Source organism: Candidatus Planktophila limnetica, assembly GCF_002288365.1.
GTDB classification, from domain to species: Bacteria; Actinomycetota; Actinomycetes; order Nanopelagicales; family Nanopelagicaceae; genus Planktophila; species Planktophila limnetica.
On the sequence record NZ_CP016782.1, the window covers coordinates 149202 to 167664 of the forward strand.

Sequence of the window (18463 nt, forward strand, 5' to 3'; positions counted from 1 at the left end):
CTAAGGGAAGTAACGCTGCATCTCCCAATCGGATTTTGCATCGCTTCTGTGATATCGAATACGGTCGTGCAATCTGGAATATCTTCCTTGCCAGAATTCAATACTGTCGGGTATCACTCGAAACCCACCCCAGTGCGGTGGTGTTGGCACAACACTTCCTTCGGGCCATTTCTCTGATGCACCTTTAAAACGCATTTCTAACTCTTCGCGTGAAGCAAGCGGTGCTGATTGAGCGCTAGCCCACGCACCGATCTGACTCGACCACGGTCTTGTTGCAAAGTAACTCTCAGACTCTTCGCGTGAAATTTTATCTGCTTGACCTGAAATTATTACTTGTCGCTCCATTGCATACCAAGGGAAAAGAAGTGTTACTTGCGAATTCATTGCAATTGCTTGTGCTTTACGAGAAGAATAATTAGTAAAGAAAGTAAAACCACCTTGTGAAATATCTTTAAGCAAAACTGTGCGCGTTGTAATTTCACCTGAACCATCAGCAGTTGAAAGCACCATTGCATTTGCTTCAACAATAATTTCATTTGCAGCCGCAGCGGCCATCCACTCCTCGAATGCTACGAATGGATCAGTCGGCAATTTTTCCAGCCCGACTTCGCCGTAGGAGCGCCGCATTGCTGAAATCTTGGCTCGAATTCCGCTTTCTGTCATGGATGTATCTAACGTCACTTTGGCCCGCAGGGCTATCTCAACTTACGTGGTCGCCAGCACACCTTCTATGGGGGCAGAATTACCCCCGTAATACCCAATAAAGGAGCGCGCTGTGTCTGATGATTTCAAGCCAGGTCTCGAAGGTGTCATAGCTTTTGAATCTGAAATTGCTGAACCAGATAAAGAGGGCAGTGCACTTCGTTATCGCGGTGTTGATATTGAAGATCTAGTTGGGCGCGTTTCATTTGGAAACGTGTGGGGATTGCTAGTTGATGATGAATTTAATCCAGGCCTTCCACCAGCAGAAAAATTTCCGTTACCAGTTCACTCAGGTGACGTTCGAGTCGATGTGCAATCTGCAATTGCGATGCTTGCACCAGCATGGGGATTTAAACCACTTCTAGATATTTCTGATGAAGAAGCGCGATCAAATCTTGCACGAGCATCTGTCATGGTTCTTTCATATCTTGCGCAATCTGCACGTGGTATCGCTGCAACACCTGTTGCAGAATCTGAAATTGATAAAGCACATACAGTTGTTGAACGCATGATGATTCGTTGGCGCGGAGAACCAGATCCACTTCACGTGCGCGCAATCGATGCCTACTTTGTATCTGCTGCAGAACACGGAATGAATGCATCCACATTCACAGCTCGTGTTATTGCTTCAACTGGGGCAGATGTTGCCGCTGCACTCTCTGGCGCAATTGGTGCGATGTCAGGTCCGCTACATGGCGGCGCACCTTCACGTGTTCTTGGAATGATTGAAGATGTGGAACGCGTTGGCGATGCACGTAAGTATGTAAAAGATTTGATGGACCGCGGAGAACGTTTAATGGGGTTTGGTCACCGCGTGTATCGCGCTGAAGATCCTCGTGCACGCACTCTGCGACGCACAGCAAAAGAATTAGGCGCACCTCGCTATGAAGTTGCACTCGAATTAGAAAAGGCAGCACTTGCTGAATTACATGAACGCCATCCAGAACGTGTTCTAGAGACAAACGTTGAATTCTGGGCAGCAATTGTTCTTGATTTCGCAGAAGTACCTGGTCCACTATTTACTTCTATGTTTACCGCAGCCCGCACAGCAGGTTGGTCTGCACATATTCTTGAACAAAAACGTACTGGCCGTTTGATTCGTCCTTCAGCTCGCTACATCGGTAAAGCGCCACGCAAACCAGAAGATGTACATGGCTGGGATGCAACGGTTCATCAACTACATAATTAACCCACTATGTCGCGCAGCATCATGTGGTTTCGGCGCGACTTACGCCTTATTGATAACCCTGCCCTCTTAGCTGCAATAGAAGCTGGCGAAGAGATAGTTCCAGTATTTATTCTGGATCCGAAGTTAATTGAGATCACAGGTGCAAAAGGCTTGGCTTACTTAGCCGAATCACTTCGAAACCTTGATCAATCACTCGGAAATAAATTGCATATCTGTACTGGCAATCACGTTGATGTACTCAATGAATTAAAGAAAAAATATGATGCAACATCAGTGCACATTGCTTCTGAATACGACCAATACGCACTTGAACGAGATGCGCGCATCGAATCTGCAGGAATAGAACTCACACGCACCGGAAGTCCTTACGCAGTTGCACCCGGTCGAGTAAAAAAACCAAGTGATGCGACGAACTACCGTGTCTACACACCTTTTTATCGTGGATGGCTATTACATGGTTGGCGCGCACCAGTTGCTGCGCCCAAAGTGATTAAAGCCGTTACACCAGATGAGAAATACAGAAACTTTCCTACATGGCAACCACCAAAAGGAACAGAGATTTTTGCAGCTGGCGAAAAAGCAGCACACGATCGATTTAAGAAATTTAAGGCCAAAGGTCTTGATGCTTATGATGAAACTCGAAACTTCGCTGGCATAGATGGCACAAGCAAAATGAGTACGCACCTTACGTGGGGCGAAATACATCCGCGAACACTTCTTGCTGGATTAGGTGAAAGCAAAGCACACGACACATTTAGAAAAGAAATAGCCTGGCGCGAATTTTATGCAGATGTGCTGCACAACTATCCGCATACGGATAAAGATTATTACGCACCGCAATTTGCGAATATGAGATATGACGAACCAGGTGAAAAATTCAAAGTGTGGTGTGAAGGCAAGACTGGATACCCATTTGTCGATGCAGGGATGCGCCAATTAGTTAAGGAAGGCTGGATGCACAATCGCGTGCGTATGGTTGTTGCTTCCTTTCTTGCTAAAGATCTACACATCGAATGGCAGCACGGTGCTCTATTTTTTGAAGAACATCTAGTTGATTTCGATATTGCATCTAATGCACATGGTTGGCAGTGGACCGCAGGTTGTGGCACAGATGCATCCCCGTATTACCGAGTCTTTAATCCAATTGAGCAAGGCAAGCGATTTGATGAAAACGGTGACTACATCCGCAAATACGTTCCAGAGTTAGCACACTTAAGCGCCGATGAAATTCACGAACCTTGGGATAGCGCTGATGGATACAAACATGGTTATGCAAAAAAGATTGTTGAGCACGCTACAGAGCGAATCGAATCCCTTGCTCGTCTAGAAGAAATCAAAGTGCGCAACACCGAGTGATTCTCGTTTAGCCCGATACATAGCCACATCTGCTCTGCGCAATAAATCATGCTCATCGTTATTAGCTGCAACGCCGATACTCACGCCTAAATCAATCGATTCTTTGCCAACTAGAAATGGATAACTCATCGTTGCATGCAGTGCGAGTGCAACTTCCATACTTGATTCGTAATTCGCATGAATCAAGACTCCAAATTCATCTCCACCCAACCTAGCTAGCGTTGCGTCCGGTGGAAGCGCTCGATGAAAACGCATCGCAACTTGCTTCAAAATTTCATCACCAATGTCGTGGCCGAATGAATCATTTACTGGCTTAAAACCATCAAGATCTAAAATAAGTAGCGCTCCTTCTGAATCACCAATCTCTTCGATTTCTGCAATTAACTTTCTTCTATTAGATAGCCCCGTTAGTTCATCAGTGCGGGCAAGTGTTCGCTCGGTTCCAAGGGAGCGTGCCTGGCGCAGTGCAATAGTCATTCGAATAAATGCGACAAGTAGTGTGAGCAAAGTCGGAAAGAGTATGAACGAGGGAAAATAACCTGGACGAATAGTAATGATTCCAAGCAAGGTTGCACTTAAGAAAACAGAGAGTGCAACAAAGACTGGGTTGACTCCTTCATTCGAACTCTGTTCACTCGCCTTGAATTGCGTGGACATAACGAATAAGGCAAGCCCCACCAACCAACCATCATCAGAAATAGATCCAAAGGTGTATTTGTTATTTACATGTAGCCACAAAAACAAGAAATCAGAGAAGGCGTAGATGAAGATTCCAGTACTGGCCACAACTGCGCGCTTGGAAATCTTCTGAGATAAAAGAGTTGAAATGACACTTGCAACCAGAATTAAATCTCCAACGGGATAGAAAATTGCAAAGAAAGTCATGGACATGTCACCGTTAAGACGTGGCAATACGGGGCCGACAAATAGAGCTGTTCCTAGCGAACCGAGACCGAGTGCAATAATTGTTGAATCTAGAATTTCAACAGCTGAAATACGCGAACGTTGAGAAAGTAAACGGGGCAGTGCAATAAATGCGGCTGGATAAAAGAGCATGTATAAAACATTTGAGGCTAATTGACTGGGTAGATTTAAAGTATAAAACACACTGAGCGAAGAAATGAGCGAGCCGGCGGCCCATAGCCCGATTGCTAAAGCAAGAAATGCGATGCCGATGTGATCATTAAAACTTGGAACACCAATGAGTGAAAAAACAAAGAGAATGGCGATTGCGTTATAGATCCATAAATCTAAATACACCTGTGGAGTTGTGTGAATTACTCGGGATAAAAGATGAACCGTCAGGAGTAAAAATCCCAGAGTATTGAGTGAAAAATATTTACGGAGCACAACAACACCGTAGAAGAAATAAGAGTAAAGACGTATAGGGCTAGCCCTACATCTTTATTTTTGGCGTTGGCGCACCCTTACGTTCATTCCAAGCTTGCGCACAAGTGGGCGCGGACCAAAACGAGAAACAGTACTGAGAATTAAATATTGCCAACCAGGTACGGACAGTACTTTGCCATTCTGATTTTCTTTCCACGCTTGAGTAACAACTCGATCAGATGAAAGCCACATAAATTCAGGTAAACCATTCATACGCATACGTCCACGTTCATGAAATTCAGTACGTGTAAAACCTGGACAGAGTGCAGAAATCTTTATACCGGTGCCACTCATTTCCGTATGAATAGATTCTGAGAGCACAGTTAAATAAGATTTAGAAGCGCTATAGGTTCCGCCTGCGATCCAACCTGCCACGGATGAAACGTTGATAATTGACCCGCTATTTCGCTGCTTCATTTGTGGCAACACTGTGTGCATTAATCGCATGGGTGTGCGAACCAAGACATCGAGTAATTGTTGTTCAGAATCTAGATCACTTACAGAGAAAGCTTTATTAATTCCAAAGCCTGCATTATTGACAAGTACTTCAATCTGATTTTCAAGTATGTATTTTTCAACCTTTGCGCATCCAGCATCAGTGGCTAAATCAGCCTGCACAATTGCACTCTGTACTTTGAATTGTGATTCTAAGGACGCAGCACGTTCTTTCATCCGTTCAAGGTCGCGAGCAACGAGCACAATATTGAAACCTTCACGTGCCAGTACGCGAGTAAAACTCTCACCGATTCCAGCGGTTGCGCCTGTGACAAGTGCCCATTTACTCATCTGCTCTCCTTAACTAGACTTGCAATTATGGTACTAGCGGTGGACTTAGGGCAATCAGGCGCAAGATTTAGAACAACTGATACCGAATTCACAAGTAAGCGATCCAAGCTTGCACAGGAATCAACACTTGATGTACTCAATGATTTGTTTATCGAGGCACAAGAAAAATTAGGTCCCACTTTTCAAAGCGATGTCGTGGCACTTAGTCTCACAGGTGTTTATGGTGACGTTGGTGATCCAAAACCATACGGTCAGTTAGCTGCAAAATACTTTGGTGCGAAATCAGTTGCAGTAATTGATGACGGCTTAGCGGGCTACTTCGGTGCACTTGGAAATAATGATGGCGTCACTCTTTCAATAGGCAGTGGAACAGTTGCTATTGCAGGCCGGCGAGGAAGTTATTCACACGCCGATGGGCTCGGACATATTTTTGGCGATCTTGGTGGGGGATTTTGGTTAGGTAAAGCCGCGCTCGAACGAGTTCTGGCAACGCAGGAAGGCAGAGATGACGCGACTTTTCTGTCAGAATTTTTCGAATCAGAAATCAAAACATATGAGTCTTTGAAATCTCATACTGATGCCAAAGCACACCTTCTATGTATTAACGCTGCAAAAACATTGCTAGAAGCTGCAGAGGCAAAGAACACAGATGCAATAACAATTAGAGACAAAGGCGCTGAGTATTTAGCAAAGACAATTCGCGCTGCATGGACAAATGTTGGGGGAATGCGCAACGAAGGTATTTCCATTGCCTTGCTTGGAAAATTGGCAGAAAACAAAGGTTACGCCGAATCTATCCGACGTCGCACATCATCTCTTTTGCCGCAAATCACTTTGGTTGAGCCACAAGGAAATCATTTAGATGGAGCAATTTTTATTGCAGAGCAAGTGCCAGAAGATATTGATCCGTTACTTCGTTGGTGGCATAAGTAATTCACCAATTGCACCAGCTGGAACAAATGGTTTATTTGGCATGACTGCATTAATTCTTGAGTATTGAGAGTTTTGAACCGGACGTGGATCTAGTTCACCTTTATTTGGCCAAAAGGAAATTGCTCGTTCTGCTTGTGCTGTAATTGTTAAAGAAGGATTGACGCCAAGATTTGCAGTAACGGCTGCGCCATCTACAACATGCATTGTTGGGTAGTTCCATACGCGGTGATAGGGATCGATAACTCCTTGGGAAATATCTGAACCGATTACACATCCACCTACAAAGTGAGCAGTAAATGGTGCACCGATTAAGTCACCAACGTGTCCGCCTGCAAAGCCGCCGTATTTGTTTGCAATACGTCGCACAGTTTCATTGGCAGCAGGAATGTAAGTGGCATTTGGATTTTCAGAGTTATTTGTAGAGGTTAAACCTAATCCCCACCATTTTTTCTTTGGGCGCACAGATAAGGCTGAATCCACGTTTTGCATAACAAGTGCGATTACCGTGCGCTCTGACCACTGATGCACATTTAATACTCGTAAAAGTAGCGATGGTTTCTTAATGAATTCTTTTAGCCATTGACGACGGCGATCTTTAGCAACATTTCCATCAGTCATGATTGTTTGAAGTAAGCCCATTGCATTGCTTCCCTTGCCGTATCTGACCGGCTCAACGTGTGTGTGTTCATCTGGAAAGAAAGAAGAAGTGATTGCTGCGCCCTTACTAAAATCAATATCACTCTTAGGCATCAGCGCCCCAGTAAGTGCTTCGCTATTAGTGCGTGAGAGATCACCGAGTCGATCAGAGAGTTTAGATAACTTGCCAGTTGCTTTCATGCGGTGCAGAAGTTTCTGAGTGTTATAGGTACCGGCGCTGACAATGAGTTGATTAGCTGTAAAAGTAATTGTTCGGCCAAATAAACCATTTGTTTTCTTAGCTTTAATAATCCACGAACCATCACTGGCTTGTTCAAATGATGTCACAGTAGTTAATGGAAATACTTTTGCTCCAGCAGATTCAGCTAGCCCTAGATAATTTTTCGGCAGAGTATTCTTTGAATTAAATCTACATCCGGTCATACACGCACCACATTGTTGACAACCATTTCGCGCAGGACCAACGCCGCCAAAATATGGGTCTTTGCTTGCAACTCCTGAGCCTTCACCGAAATAAACGCCGAGCGGTGCCATCCTAAATGTGTGTCCGACGCCCATCTCGATTGCAACATCTTTCATTGCTTGATCACTTGGTGAGAAGTAAGGATTTTCTGCAACACCGAGCATGCGACTTGCTTGGTCATACCAAGGCAATAACTCTGATTTCCAATCGGTGATGTGTTTCCACTGCTTATCTTCAAAATAAGAATCAGGTGGCTGATACAAAGTATTCGCATACACAAGTGACCCACCACCAACACCTGCGCCAGCAAGGATTAACACATCAGGCAGTGCGTGAATGCGTTGAATTCCCAGTAAGCCAATTTTTGGAAAGAATAAAAACTTGCGTAAACGCCAAGAAGTTTTTGGGAAGTCTTTTTCTTTAAATCTTTTTCCGGCTTCTAATACGGCAACCGAATAACCTTTTTCAGTAAGCCTGAGTGCTGAGACTGATCCACCAAATCCAGAACCGATGATGAGAGCATCAAAGTCCTTAGCCATGGGCTATTTTTCCTCTCGAATTTTCCAGGAAGTTCCGTAGCTCTCAAGTAAATCAAGGAATGGTATTGAATCAAACCATTCAGGACCAGAAACGCCACCTTCTGGAACCCAAACCTTATTATGAATTAGCTCCATGGCAATAACTGGATTGATTGCAGTTTGCCACACAACTGCCTGATCACCGTACTCCTTCATCGACCAAGCGTTATCAACGACGTTGTAGATGTAGCAAGCGTAAGGCTTACCTTCTTTGTTAATGCCTTTAACTAGTGTGCCGGCACAAGTTTTTCCACGCATGCGTTCGCCAAGTGTTGCGGGGTCAGGAAGTGATGCAGCAAGTAAGTCACGTGGTGAAACAGAAATTCCTTGAACTTCAACAGTTTCTTTACGATCTAATCCGAGCATATGAATTGTTTTTAAAGTGGTGATGAACTGTGCTCCAAGACCATATTTGAAGTTTACTTTCTTGGCTTCAATTTTCTGTGGAATCAAAACAACTTCTTCGTGTTCGACATTTACGCATTCAACTGGACCGATGCCCTCGGGAAAATCAAAGGTTTCGATTTCGCTAAATGGTTCTGTTGTGTGCCATCCGCGACCGTCTTCCCAGACGATTGGTGGATTTAGGCACTCTTCAATAGTTGTCCAAATAGAAAATGATGGAGCGAATTCATAACCTTCAACAGTTATATTTGAACCATCTAAAATAGTTATTGAATCAATTTTGCTAAACAAATGATCAGATGCGTACTTAGCGAATACATCGCTCATACCTGGTTCGATACCCATACCAACAAGTGCAAATATCTTTCTTTCTGCCCAGTTCCAGTCACGAGCAAATTGTTCGTCACCGAGTTTCACGCCAGTTTCGGTATATGGATAGTGAGGATGTGGACGCGAAAGTGACATAGCCATATCAATGTAATTAACATTTTCAATTTCGCACGCAAGAAAAATCGGCATTACAAATCGCGGATCAACTGCGTTAATGACAACATCGGGTGCCGCGCGCCTTATGAGGTTACGGATATCTTCAAGTTCGGCGGCGTTAACTTCAGCCGCCGAGAACCTTGAGTCTTTTACCCTTGCAACTGCTTCCTCGGCACGAGATAAGGTGCGATCAGCAATAACCATAGAAGTAATGAATGATCTGCGAGATGCAATATTGGCTATTGCTCTTCCAACGCCTCCAGCGCCGATGACAAGCGCCTTCATTCCTGGCCCCACATGGGATAAAACTCCGAATCAATTAGAAACGTAATTTTAATGGGAAGATTGCGCATTAGCAATATCGGTCCCCGTAGCTCAGTGGATAGAGCAACCGCCTCCTAAGCGGTAGGTCGCAGGTTCAACTCCCGCCGGGGACGCAATTACTAATTAGTGCTTGAGAGTAAATCGTTGCAATGATTTTGGCGCCCACCAATTGCGTTCACCAAACAAACGCATCAGTGCAGGAACAAGAAGCGCACGAATAAGTGTTGCATCAAGTAACACAGCAAATGCCACACCAAAGCCGAGCATCTTGATCGATGTCACTCCACTTGTCATAAATGCTGCGAAAACAACGGCAAGCAATAACGCCGCAGCAGTAATAATTCGCGCCGAGCGTTGTAGGCCTTTAGCAACAGATTCGATATTAGATTTTCCATCTAAGTGCTCTTCGCGAATGCGAGAGAGCAAGAAGAGTTCGTAGTCCATAGATAAACCGAAAACAACTACAGCAACCAAAATCACCGAACCAGTATCAAGGGCGCCAGTTACGGTGAAATCACCCACCAACCATTTCAGGTGACCATCGATAAAGATCCATGTGATTGCACCAAGAGTTGCAACGAGTGAAAAACCATTGAGAAGTACGGCCTTAATTGGCAAAATAATTGAACCGGTAAATACAAAGATAAGGATGAATACGGTTAGCGCAATCCAACCCAGAGCCCATGGCAGAGTTCGTGCAACACCATCTTGTGAATCAGTGAAATCTGCTGCTGCGCCACCAATGAGTGTTCCTTCCGGTACTGGCAGTGCACGAATCTCATGAATAATTCGTTGTGCTTCTAACGTGCGAGATGGTTCTTTAGAAATCACCTGGACTCTGATGTCTTCACCGAAGTATTCAATTTGTCCCACGCGCGAAATTCCATATACGCCTTGCACGCGAGCTAAGAAATTATTGATTTCAATCTCTTTGCCTGCTCCATTTGGAATTACTACTTCAATAGGGCTTCCTTCAAGACCAGTGAAACGTTCATCAATTACTGCCGATGCGATAGCAGCAGGATCTGATTTTGGTAGGACACGTGCATCGACTTGAGAAAATGCAATATTCGTAATTGGGGCGGCAAGAATTCCAAGTACTAATAGAGATCCAACAACCACAGGGAGAGGACGCTTCATTACTGCACGAGCAGTATGAGCCCATCGACCATCTTCTTTAGGAGTAATTCCTGCTCTACGTACAACACCTTTATCAACTTTATGTCCCAAAATTGCAAGTAGTGCTGGCAACGGAATCAAAGCGCCAACAACAGCGAGTGAAATTACTGCAACACCGGCGTATCCAAAAGATTTAAGGAAATTAAGTGGAAAGAGCAAAAGAGATGCCATTGTTACAAAGACAGTTAGTCCAGAGTAGAAAACAGTTTTTCCTGCCGTTGCAACAGTTGTAATAATTGATTCGTCCACGCTCTTGCCAGCGTGTAACTCTTCGCGGAATCTATTAACGATCAACAAGGCGTAATCAATACCCAGTCCTAACCCCAAACCTGTAATGAGGTTGAGGGCAAAGACTGAAACATCGGTAAAGAGCGTAAGAATATAAATAATTAAAAATGACCCCAGAATTGCCGTTATTCCAACAAATAAAGGCATTGCTGAAGCCACCAAGGTACCAAATACAAAGATCATCAAAAGAAAAGTTAAGGGGATTGCGATTGCCTCAGCAATTTTTAAATCATCTTGAATTTTGCTGTTAATCGCATGAGTGATAACGCCGCCACCTGAAGCGTAAACAATAAAGCTGCCTTGCTTGCCATCAAATTTCTCTTGTACTTCTTCACCAATTTTTCCAAGTGAAGCCCAATCATTTGAATCTGGATCTGTATAAATAAATAAGAACGCCGCTTTGTCATCGGCTGCCTTCATGGAGGGGGCACCGCCTGTGCTCCAGTAAGAAAGTGTGCGATCAACATTGGCAACAGATTTCACTTTTGCTTCAAGCGCCGCGGCTTCTGCAATTACGCCAGGATCATCAACGCTTCTATTTTGTGTATCAATTATGAGAATTGCCGCAGGTTCTTGAACTTTAAACTTTTCAGTCAAATAGTCATAAGCCTTTGCTGATTCACTACCGAGGTCTGAGTAACCGCCACTATCAAGCTTTGAGAATGCGAGAGAGCCAACTCCGCCTGCTGCAAGGATTCCAATAATAAAAAGAATGAGAACCGACTTCTTGCGACGAACGATGAATCTTCCAAGCCCTGCAAACATGATTCTCCGGGTATCTCGCTACTATTAGGAGTCCAATTCTAATCGGAGGTTATAAATGAGCGAAATCTTGCCGAATATAACCACGGATGAAATAGATCACGAACAAGCCCTCGAAGATGCACGCCGCGAAGCAGAAATAAAAGCGGATAAACCGCCCCACCACGAAAATTAATTATTCAGTTTTTGGTGTGGGTGCAGGTGTTGGCGTCGGTGGTGTTGGAGTTTTAGCAGTATTTGATTTTGCAGAATCAGTTTTATAAAAACCAGAACCTTTAAATACAACGCCGACTGCAGAATAAATCTTTCTTACCTCACCCTTACATTCAGGACAGGTTGTTAGTGAGGCTTCGGTAAAAGATTGAAATGCCTCAAACTGGTGGTCACAGTCAGCGCATGCATATTGATACGTAGGCATCTGACTATTCCTTTCCGCTATTTATCCCAGTTTTGGGGTAGAAACCAAGTCTAAAGAAGTGGGAAGATAGATGCGAATTACGGTGGCGAAAAGGGGGAGCGCAATGAAGATCATGCGGATTTTAAGCATTGCAGTAATAGCGCTGTTCATAAGCGCGCCAGCAATAAATGCAAATTCTCTGACAGCCACTAATCCAATGAGTGGCGCGACCGTAACTGTGGCACCAAGTGCTGTCAGTGTTACAGGACAAGTACCACTTATTGATGCCGGTAATTCAATGGAAGTAACTGATCCACAAGGCAAGCGAGTCGATGACGGAGTTCTTGCAATCGATGGAGCAAGTGCGGTCATTGGTTTAAAGACTCTCAAAGTTGCGGGTGTTTACACAGTTACATACACACTCTTTGCAGAAAATGATGTTCCGCTGGAAGGTTCCTTTAGATTTACTTTTGCGGCTCCAAGTGAAATTTCTACTCCACAACCAATTCCAACCGAAACCACAAGTGCAAAAGCTGAAGTGAGCGATTGGGGAACAAATGCTTTTGTTATTGGATTACTAGTTGTTGCATTCTTTGTTCTTGTTCTCCTCTCTTTATATGCACGAAAGATATTTAAAGAGAGATGATTTCTGCTCTGGTCACAGCCAGTAAATTCTTTTCAACCCTTTCAAGTTTTGTAACTATTGGAGCACTGCTGGCCCTTGCCTTTTTGGTCCTAGATAAAGAAGGCAAACTTTCTACCAGTGGAATGAAAATTCGATCTATCATCTCGATTTCTGCACTCCTCTGGTTTTTAAGTAGCTTTTTAAATATTTTCTTTACATTAGCTAATATTTTGGGCGAACCACTCTCAGCGGTTTTAGATCCAACCGTTTTACAATCATTCATATTTCAAATCTCTTTGGGCCAGTACCTATTTTTCCAAGCCGTTATTGCATTATTTGTGGCGATAACTTCTCGCGTAATAACTTCCCCTGGATACACCGCAATCCTTTTGATGATCTCACTCATTGCCATTGCAGCTCCAGTTTTTCAAAGTCACTCAGCATCTAGCGGTTCACACGCCCTTGCAATCGGATCCTTATTTGTTCACGTTATAGCACTCTCATTTTGGGTGGGTGGGGTAATAGCAATTGCCCTACTCAATGAAAATGACCGCAAAATTTCTTTACCGCGGTTTAGTCATATTGCTTTATGGGCAGCAATCGCAGTTGTTATAAGTGGAGTGCTAAATGCGAGTGCTCGACTCAATTTTGCGGCTGCTTGGTCGACTAGCTATGCATACGTCGTAATTATCAAAGTTGCTATTACATCAATCTTGCTTTTCTTCGGTTACAAGCACAGAAATCACTTAGCCGCTAAACCATCTGTTAATTGGGGTGCGATGACTCGCCTGATTTCAGTAGAAGCAGCCATCATGATTTTTGTAACAGCCCTTGGTTCGTGGCTCTCTTCTAATCAACCGCCTGTGCGTGGTGGTGAACAACCATTTAATGCAGCACTTGCAGTTGCAGGGTTAAAAATGCCGGAAGAACCAACTTTAAAACGAATTCTTTTTGAATATGACCCAGATATTCTGATGATTGGTTTGCTTGTGTTGGCTGTGGCTCTTTATATAAAGGGTGTTGTTGTTCTGACTCGACGTGGAGATAAATGGCCAGTGGGTCGGACAATTTCATTTGCGTTAGGTATTTCTGCAATTGATTTTGCAACTAGTGGCGGACTTGGTGTGTATGCGCACTTTGCTTTTTCATGGCACATGGTGGCGCACATGGTTTTAGGAATGATTGCACCGATTGGAATAGTTCTAGGTGCTCCAATTACTCTGGCACTTCGCACGTTGCCACAATCTCGAGATGGTGTTGAACGAGGTGTGCGTGGTTTGTTAATTACCGCTTTGCATTCACGATATTCGCGAACAATTACTAATCCAGTTGTTGCTCTGGCAATATTTGATGGATCTCTCTTTGCTCTTTATTTCACATCATTGTTTGGCGGAATGATGCAGAGCCACCAAGGTCACCTCTTTATGAATATTCACTTCATACTTGCAGGAATACTCTTTTTCCATGTAATTGTTGGCGTAGATCCAAATCCAAGAAAAGTTCCACATCTCGTACGCATTGTTATTCTCTTTGCTGCAATGAGTATTCATGCCTTCTTCTCTGTGGCACTTATGTCTACAACCACTTTGATTGATGGCGGATATTTTGAATCCCTTCAACGTCCATGGTCTTTGGACTTACTTGCAGACCAACAATCAGGTGGCGCTATCGGTTGGGCAATGGGAGAGATTCCAATTCTCATCGCTCTGATTGCTACATTCATCCAGTGGATGCGCGATGATTCGCATGAGGCAAAACGCATAGACCGTAATACCGCTCGCAAGGCAGCACTTGGCCAACCAGATGAACTTGCGGAGTACAACTTGTACCTCAATAATTTAAATAAGAGAGACAGAGAGGCGAATCAGTAATGGATGCACTTTTTTCATTGCCACGTGAATACGAAGAACTTCGTCAAAGCGTTCGCTCTCTTGCTCAAAAAGAAATTGCTCCACACGCAAAAGCTGTTGATGAAGATCATCGTTATCCGATTGAAGCTGCACAAGCGCTAGCAAAAGCTGGATTATCTGCAGCTCACGTTCCAACAGAATTTGGTGGAGATGGCGCGGATGCACTTGCTGTCGTACTTATCATTGAAGAAGTTGCACGTGCATGCGGTTCGTCATCTCTTATACCTGCTGTAAACAAATTAGGTTCGATGCCATTAATTCTTGGGGGAACATCTGAACAGAAAAAAAGATGGCTAACTCCATTGGCACAAGGTAAAGGTTTTTCTTATTGTCTTTCTGAGTCCGAAGCAGGATCCGATGCTGCATCTCTTCGAACCAAAGCAACGAAGAGTGGCGATAAATGGATTATTAATGGAAGTAAAAAATGGATTTCAAACGCCGAGGTTTCAGATTTCTACACCGTAATTGCACAAACAGATCCAGCACTTGGATCCAAAGGAATTACAGCATTCGTAGTTGAGAAAACTGATGCTGGAGTTTCATTTGGTTCACCCGAGAAGAAAATGGGATTTCGAGGTTCTCCAACTCGTGAGGTGTATTTCGATAATGTAGAAATCTCAGATGATCGACGCATTGGCGAAGTTGGTAACGGTTTTGTACTCGCAATGGATACTCTAGATCACACACGAATTACGATTGCAGCACAAGCAATTGGGTTAGCGCAAGGCGCATTAGATATTGCAACGGCGTATTCTCATGAGCGCAAGCAATTTAATAAGCCAATCTTTGATTTTCAAGGTGTTCAATTTATGTTGGCAGATATGGCAATGAATATTGAAGCCGCACGCCAACTTACTTATGCGGCGGCAGTGAAGAGTGAAAATGGCGAAAAAGATTTAAAGTTCTTCTCTGCATCAAGTAAGTGCTTTGCCAGTGATGTGGCAATGAAAGTTACACAGGATGCCGTGCAGATTCTTGGCGGATATGGGTATGTATCTGATTATCCAGTTGAGCGAATGATGCGAGATGCCAAACTTACACAAATTTATGAAGGTACAAATCAGGTACAAAGAATTGTGATTGCTCGCAACTTACCCGTCCGTTAGTTTTTATTAAATCGCACAATTAAATCGGGTGTAGCTGCTGCATCAACGGCAATATCGTGTGATTCTCGTGGCAGTACTTCACTCGTAACTTCACCAGAATGAACCAGAGCAATTTTCCAACCAGACATAGTTGGCAGTGCGCGGTCGTAATATCCGCCACCTTGTCCAAGTCGATACCCATCGCGATCAATTCGAAGAGCAGGCACAATCACCACATCTATTGCTGGCAGTACAGAAATCACTTCACCCACAGGTTCTAGAATATTTTTCTTTTCAATCAATTTACTTTCATCGCCATCCCAAAAAATCCAGTCAATGTGATCTTTGTTTACACGGGGCAGAATCAGAGTTTTTCCTGATTTTATTAGCGCGCGATTTAGTTCCACAGTACTAGGTTCGTGACCATAGGAAACATAGCTGGCAACAATTGTGGCCTGCATTACTTCTGGAGTTGAAAGTACATTTGTATAGACCGCAGGGATAAAAGCCTCACGCCTTTCGCGGCGATATCGCTCACGCATATGTGCTTTATCTTTCATCGCAAATCCCCTAGAAATCTAGTCACTACAAGTATGGTGTGATTATGGCAGAGCAAATGCGCGTAGATGAGTTCCTCAGTTCATTACTGGGAATTTGTCACCCACTTGAGCCACTTGATTTACCGTTATTAGATGCGCACGGTGCAACACTGGCGCAAGATATTTATGCTGGCGAAAGATTAGTTCTACGAGCCAATAGCCGAATCCGCTCCACGCAGATTGGATTGGCAGCATCAATTGGCCTTGATCACTTACCTACAAGACCTCATCCACGCGTTGTAATTTTGTCGGCAGGACCAGATTTGGTAGAGCCAGGACAAAAACTTAAAGCCGACGAAGAGTTTGAGACTAATTCTTGGTTACTCACAACAGCCGTTCGCGAAGTGGGTGCAATTGGCTATCGAGTGCACTCAATTCCAGATGATGAGGAAGAATTATTAGGCGTAATCGAAGATCAATTAGTACGCGCAGATCTAATAGTTATTAGCGGTGAACGCAACGATGATTCATTTGATCTCATAACCCGAACCCTGCAAAAAATGGGTGAGATAACAACTCTTGATCTAGCAATTGAAAATAGTGGACGCCATAATTTCGGTCAGATCGGACCCGACAAAACTCCTGTGGTGACACTGCCCGGGGATCCAATTAATGCATATATCTCTTTCGAACTCTTTGTTCGTCCAATGATTCGCACAATGCTCGGAGCCTCAACAATTCATCGTCCATCAGTAAAAGCAAAACTAGAAAAAGCAATCACTTCAACTCCAGGTACTCGTTCGTATGTTCGAGCGATACTCTCTGAAGATGCCAGCTCTGTGCGGGCATTAGATATTCAAGATGAAATTTCTACGCTTTCAGATGCAAACTCTTTTATTGCACTGAGCGAGAAGGATGAAAAAATTTCGGCAGGTGCATCTGTGAACGTTGTGGTGCTCGAACGGCGATACATTTAAATGCGCGATCATTCTTGGCCAGTAACACTTCACGGTACAGAAATTCACCTAAAGCCTCTTCGATTTAGAGATAGAAAAAAATGGCTTGAAGTTCGTGCGCATAATCGTGAATGGCTATCGCCCTGGGAAGCAACTCTTCCATTTACTCCAGGAAGTGACCCTGAATCATTACAAAAAGAACTTCCATCTTTTTTCCGGTTGGTTCGAACCCTTAATCGAGAATCACGAGATGGCCGATCCATTTCATTTGCAATGTGGCATCAAAATAATTTAATCGGACAAATATCTATGGGAGGCATCATTCTTGGCGCACTACGCGGTGCCCATATTGGATATTGGATTGACCGTGAATACGCAGGACGGGGATATACAACCGAAGCTGTTAACTTAATGACCGAATATGGCTTTTCAGTCCTAGCACTTCATCGAATAGAAATTAATCTTCGCCCTGAAAATGCAGCATCTCGTAGGGTTGCCGAGAAAGCTGGATATGTATTTGAAGGAGAGCGCTCTCGATACTTACATATTGATGGGGATTGGCGAGATCATCTTTCATTCGTAAAAGAAAACCCATTAATTAAGTAAATAAAAAGCAGAGCGAAATCGGCACTGAAATACCCGATAGGTCCGATATCTCCCTCTATCTTTATACATCATGGCTTCAGGACTCATTTATGTGGCAATCATCGGAATGTGGGTTGCCTATTTCTTGCCTCGCTGGGTTCATGACAGAAATGAATTTTCAGGAAAATCAATTGAACGTTACAAAAGCGCACTTCGCGTTGTAGCAAATAGTTCGCCAGGTGGAAGTTCTGGATCTGGAGTAATTCATACAGATTTAGATCACGAAGCTAAAGTTGCACAAAGACTTATGCAAAGAAGAATAACTTTTGCAATCCTAATTATTTCACTCCTCACAACAATTGTCGGTGGTCTAATGAATTCAATGAAAATTACTTTTGCACTTATTCCACTAACTGGAATAATCATTTACGTTGCCCACGTAAGGCGACAAACAATTAGTGAGAAGTTGTATAAACGACGAATAAGAAACCTACAAAAAGGTCAATCTGGTACATCAGGTACAAATCTCTCTGAAGTTGTTAGCAATGTGACTCAAAAAGAACATTGGATTCCTCTTTCAGAACGTGAATTATCTGGCGTTGTAATTTTGCCAAAAGGCTCGGCTGAAAATCGTGGCGCGTGGCAACCAAATGAAGTTCCAGTTCCAACATATGTAAATGCTCCTAAGGCCGTAACACCGCGAAGAACGATTGACTTAACAACTCCTGGTCAGTGGAGTGATGATCAAGAGCGCTTGGCTCGCGAAGCACTCGCAGCAGCTACTCCTTCACGTGATCAAGTATTTGATCAAGACCTGGCAGAGCAAGCGGTTGAAAAACTCAATCGCTCGCGTGCGGCAAACGAATAAT

17 protein-coding genes and 1 tRNA gene are annotated in these 18463 nt (G+C 43.8%); 10 read left to right on the top strand and 8 right to left on the bottom strand.

Translation table 11 applies throughout. The annotated features are described in order from the left end of the window. On the bottom strand, positions 1-663 hold the full coding sequence (pdxH, locus tag PHILAsVB114_RS00825) for a pyridoxamine 5'-phosphate oxidase (RefSeq protein ID WP_095697524.1): 663 nt from the start codon (positions 661-663) through the stop codon (positions 1-3). A 112-nt stretch (positions 664-775) separates the two neighbouring features. Between pdxH and PHILAsVB114_RS00830 the strand changes: the two genes are divergently transcribed. Continuing rightward, a complete protein-coding gene (locus tag PHILAsVB114_RS00830) occupies positions 776-1891 on the top strand; it encodes a citrate synthase 2 (protein ID WP_095697525.1) in 1116 nt (371 codons plus the stop codon). Between the two features lie 6 nt (positions 1892-1897). Beyond that, positions 1898-3247 carry a cryptochrome/photolyase family protein gene (locus PHILAsVB114_RS00835; protein ID WP_095697526.1) on the top strand — a complete coding sequence of 450 codons (1350 nt, stop codon included), beginning with the start codon at positions 1898-1900 and terminating at the stop codon, positions 3245-3247. Here the strand turns inward: PHILAsVB114_RS00835 and PHILAsVB114_RS00840 are convergent. Next, positions 3215-4597 carry a GGDEF domain-containing protein gene (locus tag PHILAsVB114_RS00840; RefSeq protein WP_157906131.1) on the bottom strand — a complete coding sequence of 461 codons (1383 nt, stop codon included), beginning with the start codon at positions 4595-4597 and terminating at the stop codon, positions 3215-3217. The genes PHILAsVB114_RS00835 and PHILAsVB114_RS00840 overlap by 33 nt on opposite strands. Before the next feature lie 54 nt (positions 4598-4651). Continuing rightward, complete coding sequence (locus PHILAsVB114_RS00845; RefSeq protein ID WP_095697528.1) at positions 4652-5422, bottom strand: SDR family NAD(P)-dependent oxidoreductase; 771 nt, start codon at positions 5420-5422, stop codon at positions 4652-4654. 27 nt (positions 5423-5449) lie between these two features. Between PHILAsVB114_RS00845 and PHILAsVB114_RS00850 the strand changes: the two genes are divergently transcribed. After that, the gene (locus PHILAsVB114_RS00850) at positions 5450-6355 is read left to right on the top strand and encodes an N-acetylglucosamine kinase (protein WP_095697529.1); all 906 of its coding nucleotides are present in this window, start codon (positions 5450-5452) and stop codon (positions 6353-6355) included. Here the strand turns inward: PHILAsVB114_RS00850 and PHILAsVB114_RS00855 are convergent. Both PHILAsVB114_RS00855 and PHILAsVB114_RS00860 read right to left on the bottom strand, forming a co-directional pair. Next, entirely contained in the window at positions 6332-8014 is a 1683-nt protein-coding gene (locus PHILAsVB114_RS00855) for a GMC family oxidoreductase N-terminal domain-containing protein (protein ID WP_095697530.1), read from the bottom strand. The genes PHILAsVB114_RS00850 and PHILAsVB114_RS00855 overlap by 24 nt on opposite strands. 3 nt (positions 8015-8017) lie before the next feature. Beyond that, a complete protein-coding gene (locus PHILAsVB114_RS00860; RefSeq protein WP_095697531.1) occupies positions 8018-9229 on the bottom strand; it encodes a saccharopine dehydrogenase family protein in 1212 nt (403 codons plus the stop codon). A 79-nt stretch (positions 9230-9308) separates the two neighbouring features. Between PHILAsVB114_RS00860 and PHILAsVB114_RS00865 the strand changes: the two genes are divergently transcribed. Next, positions 9309-9381: transfer RNA gene (locus tag PHILAsVB114_RS00865), tRNA-Arg, on the top strand. A gap of 10 nt (positions 9382-9391) precedes the next feature. On the opposite strand, the gene PHILAsVB114_RS00870 is transcribed toward PHILAsVB114_RS00865, so the two are convergent. After that, positions 9392-11500 carry an MMPL family transporter gene (locus tag PHILAsVB114_RS00870; protein WP_095697532.1) on the bottom strand — a complete coding sequence of 703 codons (2109 nt, stop codon included), beginning with the start codon at positions 11498-11500 and terminating at the stop codon, positions 9392-9394. Positions 11501-11672: 172 nt separating this feature from the next. Then, a complete protein-coding gene (locus tag PHILAsVB114_RS00875; RefSeq protein WP_095697533.1) occupies positions 11673-11915 on the bottom strand; it encodes an FmdB family zinc ribbon protein in 243 nt (80 codons plus the stop codon). Positions 11916-12018: 103 nt separating this feature from the next. On the opposite strand from PHILAsVB114_RS00875, the gene PHILAsVB114_RS00880 reads away from it, so the two are divergent. The 3 genes from PHILAsVB114_RS00880 to PHILAsVB114_RS00890 are packed head-to-tail and all read left to right on the top strand — an operon-like array spanning position 12019 to position 15535. Continuing rightward, positions 12019-12540, top strand: a complete 522-nt coding sequence (locus tag PHILAsVB114_RS00880) for a copper resistance CopC family protein (RefSeq protein ID WP_095697534.1) — start codon at positions 12019-12021, stop codon at positions 12538-12540. Further along, complete coding sequence (locus tag PHILAsVB114_RS00885; protein WP_095697535.1) at positions 12537-14390, top strand: bifunctional copper resistance protein CopD/cytochrome c oxidase assembly protein; 1854 nt, start codon at positions 12537-12539, stop codon at positions 14388-14390. The genes PHILAsVB114_RS00880 and PHILAsVB114_RS00885 overlap by 4 nt, the downstream gene beginning before the upstream one ends. Next, complete coding sequence (locus tag PHILAsVB114_RS00890) at positions 14390-15535, top strand: acyl-CoA dehydrogenase family protein (protein ID WP_095697536.1); 1146 nt, start codon at positions 14390-14392, stop codon at positions 15533-15535. Before PHILAsVB114_RS00885 ends, PHILAsVB114_RS00890 begins: the two co-directional genes overlap by 1 nt. Here the strand turns inward: PHILAsVB114_RS00890 and PHILAsVB114_RS00895 are convergent. Then, positions 15532-16074, bottom strand: a complete 543-nt coding sequence (locus tag PHILAsVB114_RS00895) for a 5-formyltetrahydrofolate cyclo-ligase (protein ID WP_095697537.1) — start codon at positions 16072-16074, stop codon at positions 15532-15534. The two genes, PHILAsVB114_RS00890 and PHILAsVB114_RS00895, sit on opposite strands and share 4 nt — an antisense overlap. Positions 16075-16118: 44 nt before the next feature. Here PHILAsVB114_RS00895 and PHILAsVB114_RS00900 point away from each other — a divergent pair, with 44 nt between their 5' ends. From PHILAsVB114_RS00900 to PHILAsVB114_RS00910, 3 genes are all read left to right on the top strand, one after another. Beyond that, the gene (locus PHILAsVB114_RS00900; protein ID WP_095697538.1) at positions 16119-17030 is read left to right on the top strand and encodes a molybdopterin-binding protein; all 912 of its coding nucleotides are present in this window, start codon (positions 16119-16121) and stop codon (positions 17028-17030) included. Continuing rightward, positions 17031-17615, top strand: coding sequence for a GNAT family N-acetyltransferase (locus tag PHILAsVB114_RS00905; protein ID WP_095697539.1), 585 nt, complete (start codon positions 17031-17033; stop codon positions 17613-17615). It abuts the gene before it with no gap. Positions 17616-17685: 70 nt separating this feature from the next. Continuing rightward, positions 17686-18462 carry a hypothetical protein gene (locus tag PHILAsVB114_RS00910; protein WP_095697540.1) on the top strand — a complete coding sequence of 259 codons (777 nt, stop codon included), beginning with the start codon at positions 17686-17688 and terminating at the stop codon, positions 18460-18462. Position 18463 lies beyond the last annotated feature (1 nt).

Bases quoted from the DNA above. Each gene is read 5' to 3' on its own strand.
- pdxH (WP_095697524.1), bottom strand. From the start codon at position 663: ATGACAGAAAGCGGAATTCGAGCCAAGATTTCAGCAATGCGGCGCTCC.
- PHILAsVB114_RS00835 (WP_095697526.1), top strand. From the start codon at position 1,898: ATGTCGCGCAGCATCATGTGGTTTCGGCGCGACTTACGCCTTATTGAT.
- PHILAsVB114_RS00845 (WP_095697528.1), bottom strand. From the start codon at position 5,422: ATGAGTAAATGGGCACTTGTCACAGGCGCAACCGCTGGAATCGGTGAG.
- PHILAsVB114_RS00850 (WP_095697529.1), top strand. From the start codon at position 5,450: ATGGTACTAGCGGTGGACTTAGGGCAATCAGGCGCAAGATTTAGAACA.
- PHILAsVB114_RS00855 (WP_095697530.1), bottom strand. From the start codon at position 8,014: ATGGCTAAGGACTTTGATGCTCTCATCATCGGTTCTGGATTTGGTGGA.
- PHILAsVB114_RS00860 (WP_095697531.1), bottom strand. From the start codon at position 9,229: ATGAAGGCGCTTGTCATCGGCGCTGGAGGCGTTGGAAGAGCAATAGCC.
- PHILAsVB114_RS00870 (WP_095697532.1), bottom strand. From the start codon at position 11,500: ATGTTTGCAGGGCTTGGAAGATTCATCGTTCGTCGCAAGAAGTCGGTT.
- PHILAsVB114_RS00875 (WP_095697533.1), bottom strand. From the start codon at position 11,915: ATGCCTACGTATCAATATGCATGCGCTGACTGTGACCACCAGTTTGAG.
- PHILAsVB114_RS00880 (WP_095697534.1), top strand. From the start codon at position 12,019: ATGAAGATCATGCGGATTTTAAGCATTGCAGTAATAGCGCTGTTCATA.
- PHILAsVB114_RS00885 (WP_095697535.1), top strand. From the start codon at position 12,537: ATGATTTCTGCTCTGGTCACAGCCAGTAAATTCTTTTCAACCCTTTCA.
- PHILAsVB114_RS00890 (WP_095697536.1), top strand. From the start codon at position 14,390: ATGGATGCACTTTTTTCATTGCCACGTGAATACGAAGAACTTCGTCAA.
- PHILAsVB114_RS00895 (WP_095697537.1), bottom strand. From the start codon at position 16,074: ATGAAAGATAAAGCACATATGCGTGAGCGATATCGCCGCGAAAGGCGT.
- PHILAsVB114_RS00900 (WP_095697538.1), top strand. From the start codon at position 16,119: ATGGCAGAGCAAATGCGCGTAGATGAGTTCCTCAGTTCATTACTGGGA.
- PHILAsVB114_RS00905 (WP_095697539.1), top strand. From the start codon at position 17,031: ATGCGCGATCATTCTTGGCCAGTAACACTTCACGGTACAGAAATTCAC.
- PHILAsVB114_RS00910 (WP_095697540.1), top strand. From the start codon at position 17,686: ATGGCTTCAGGACTCATTTATGTGGCAATCATCGGAATGTGGGTTGCC.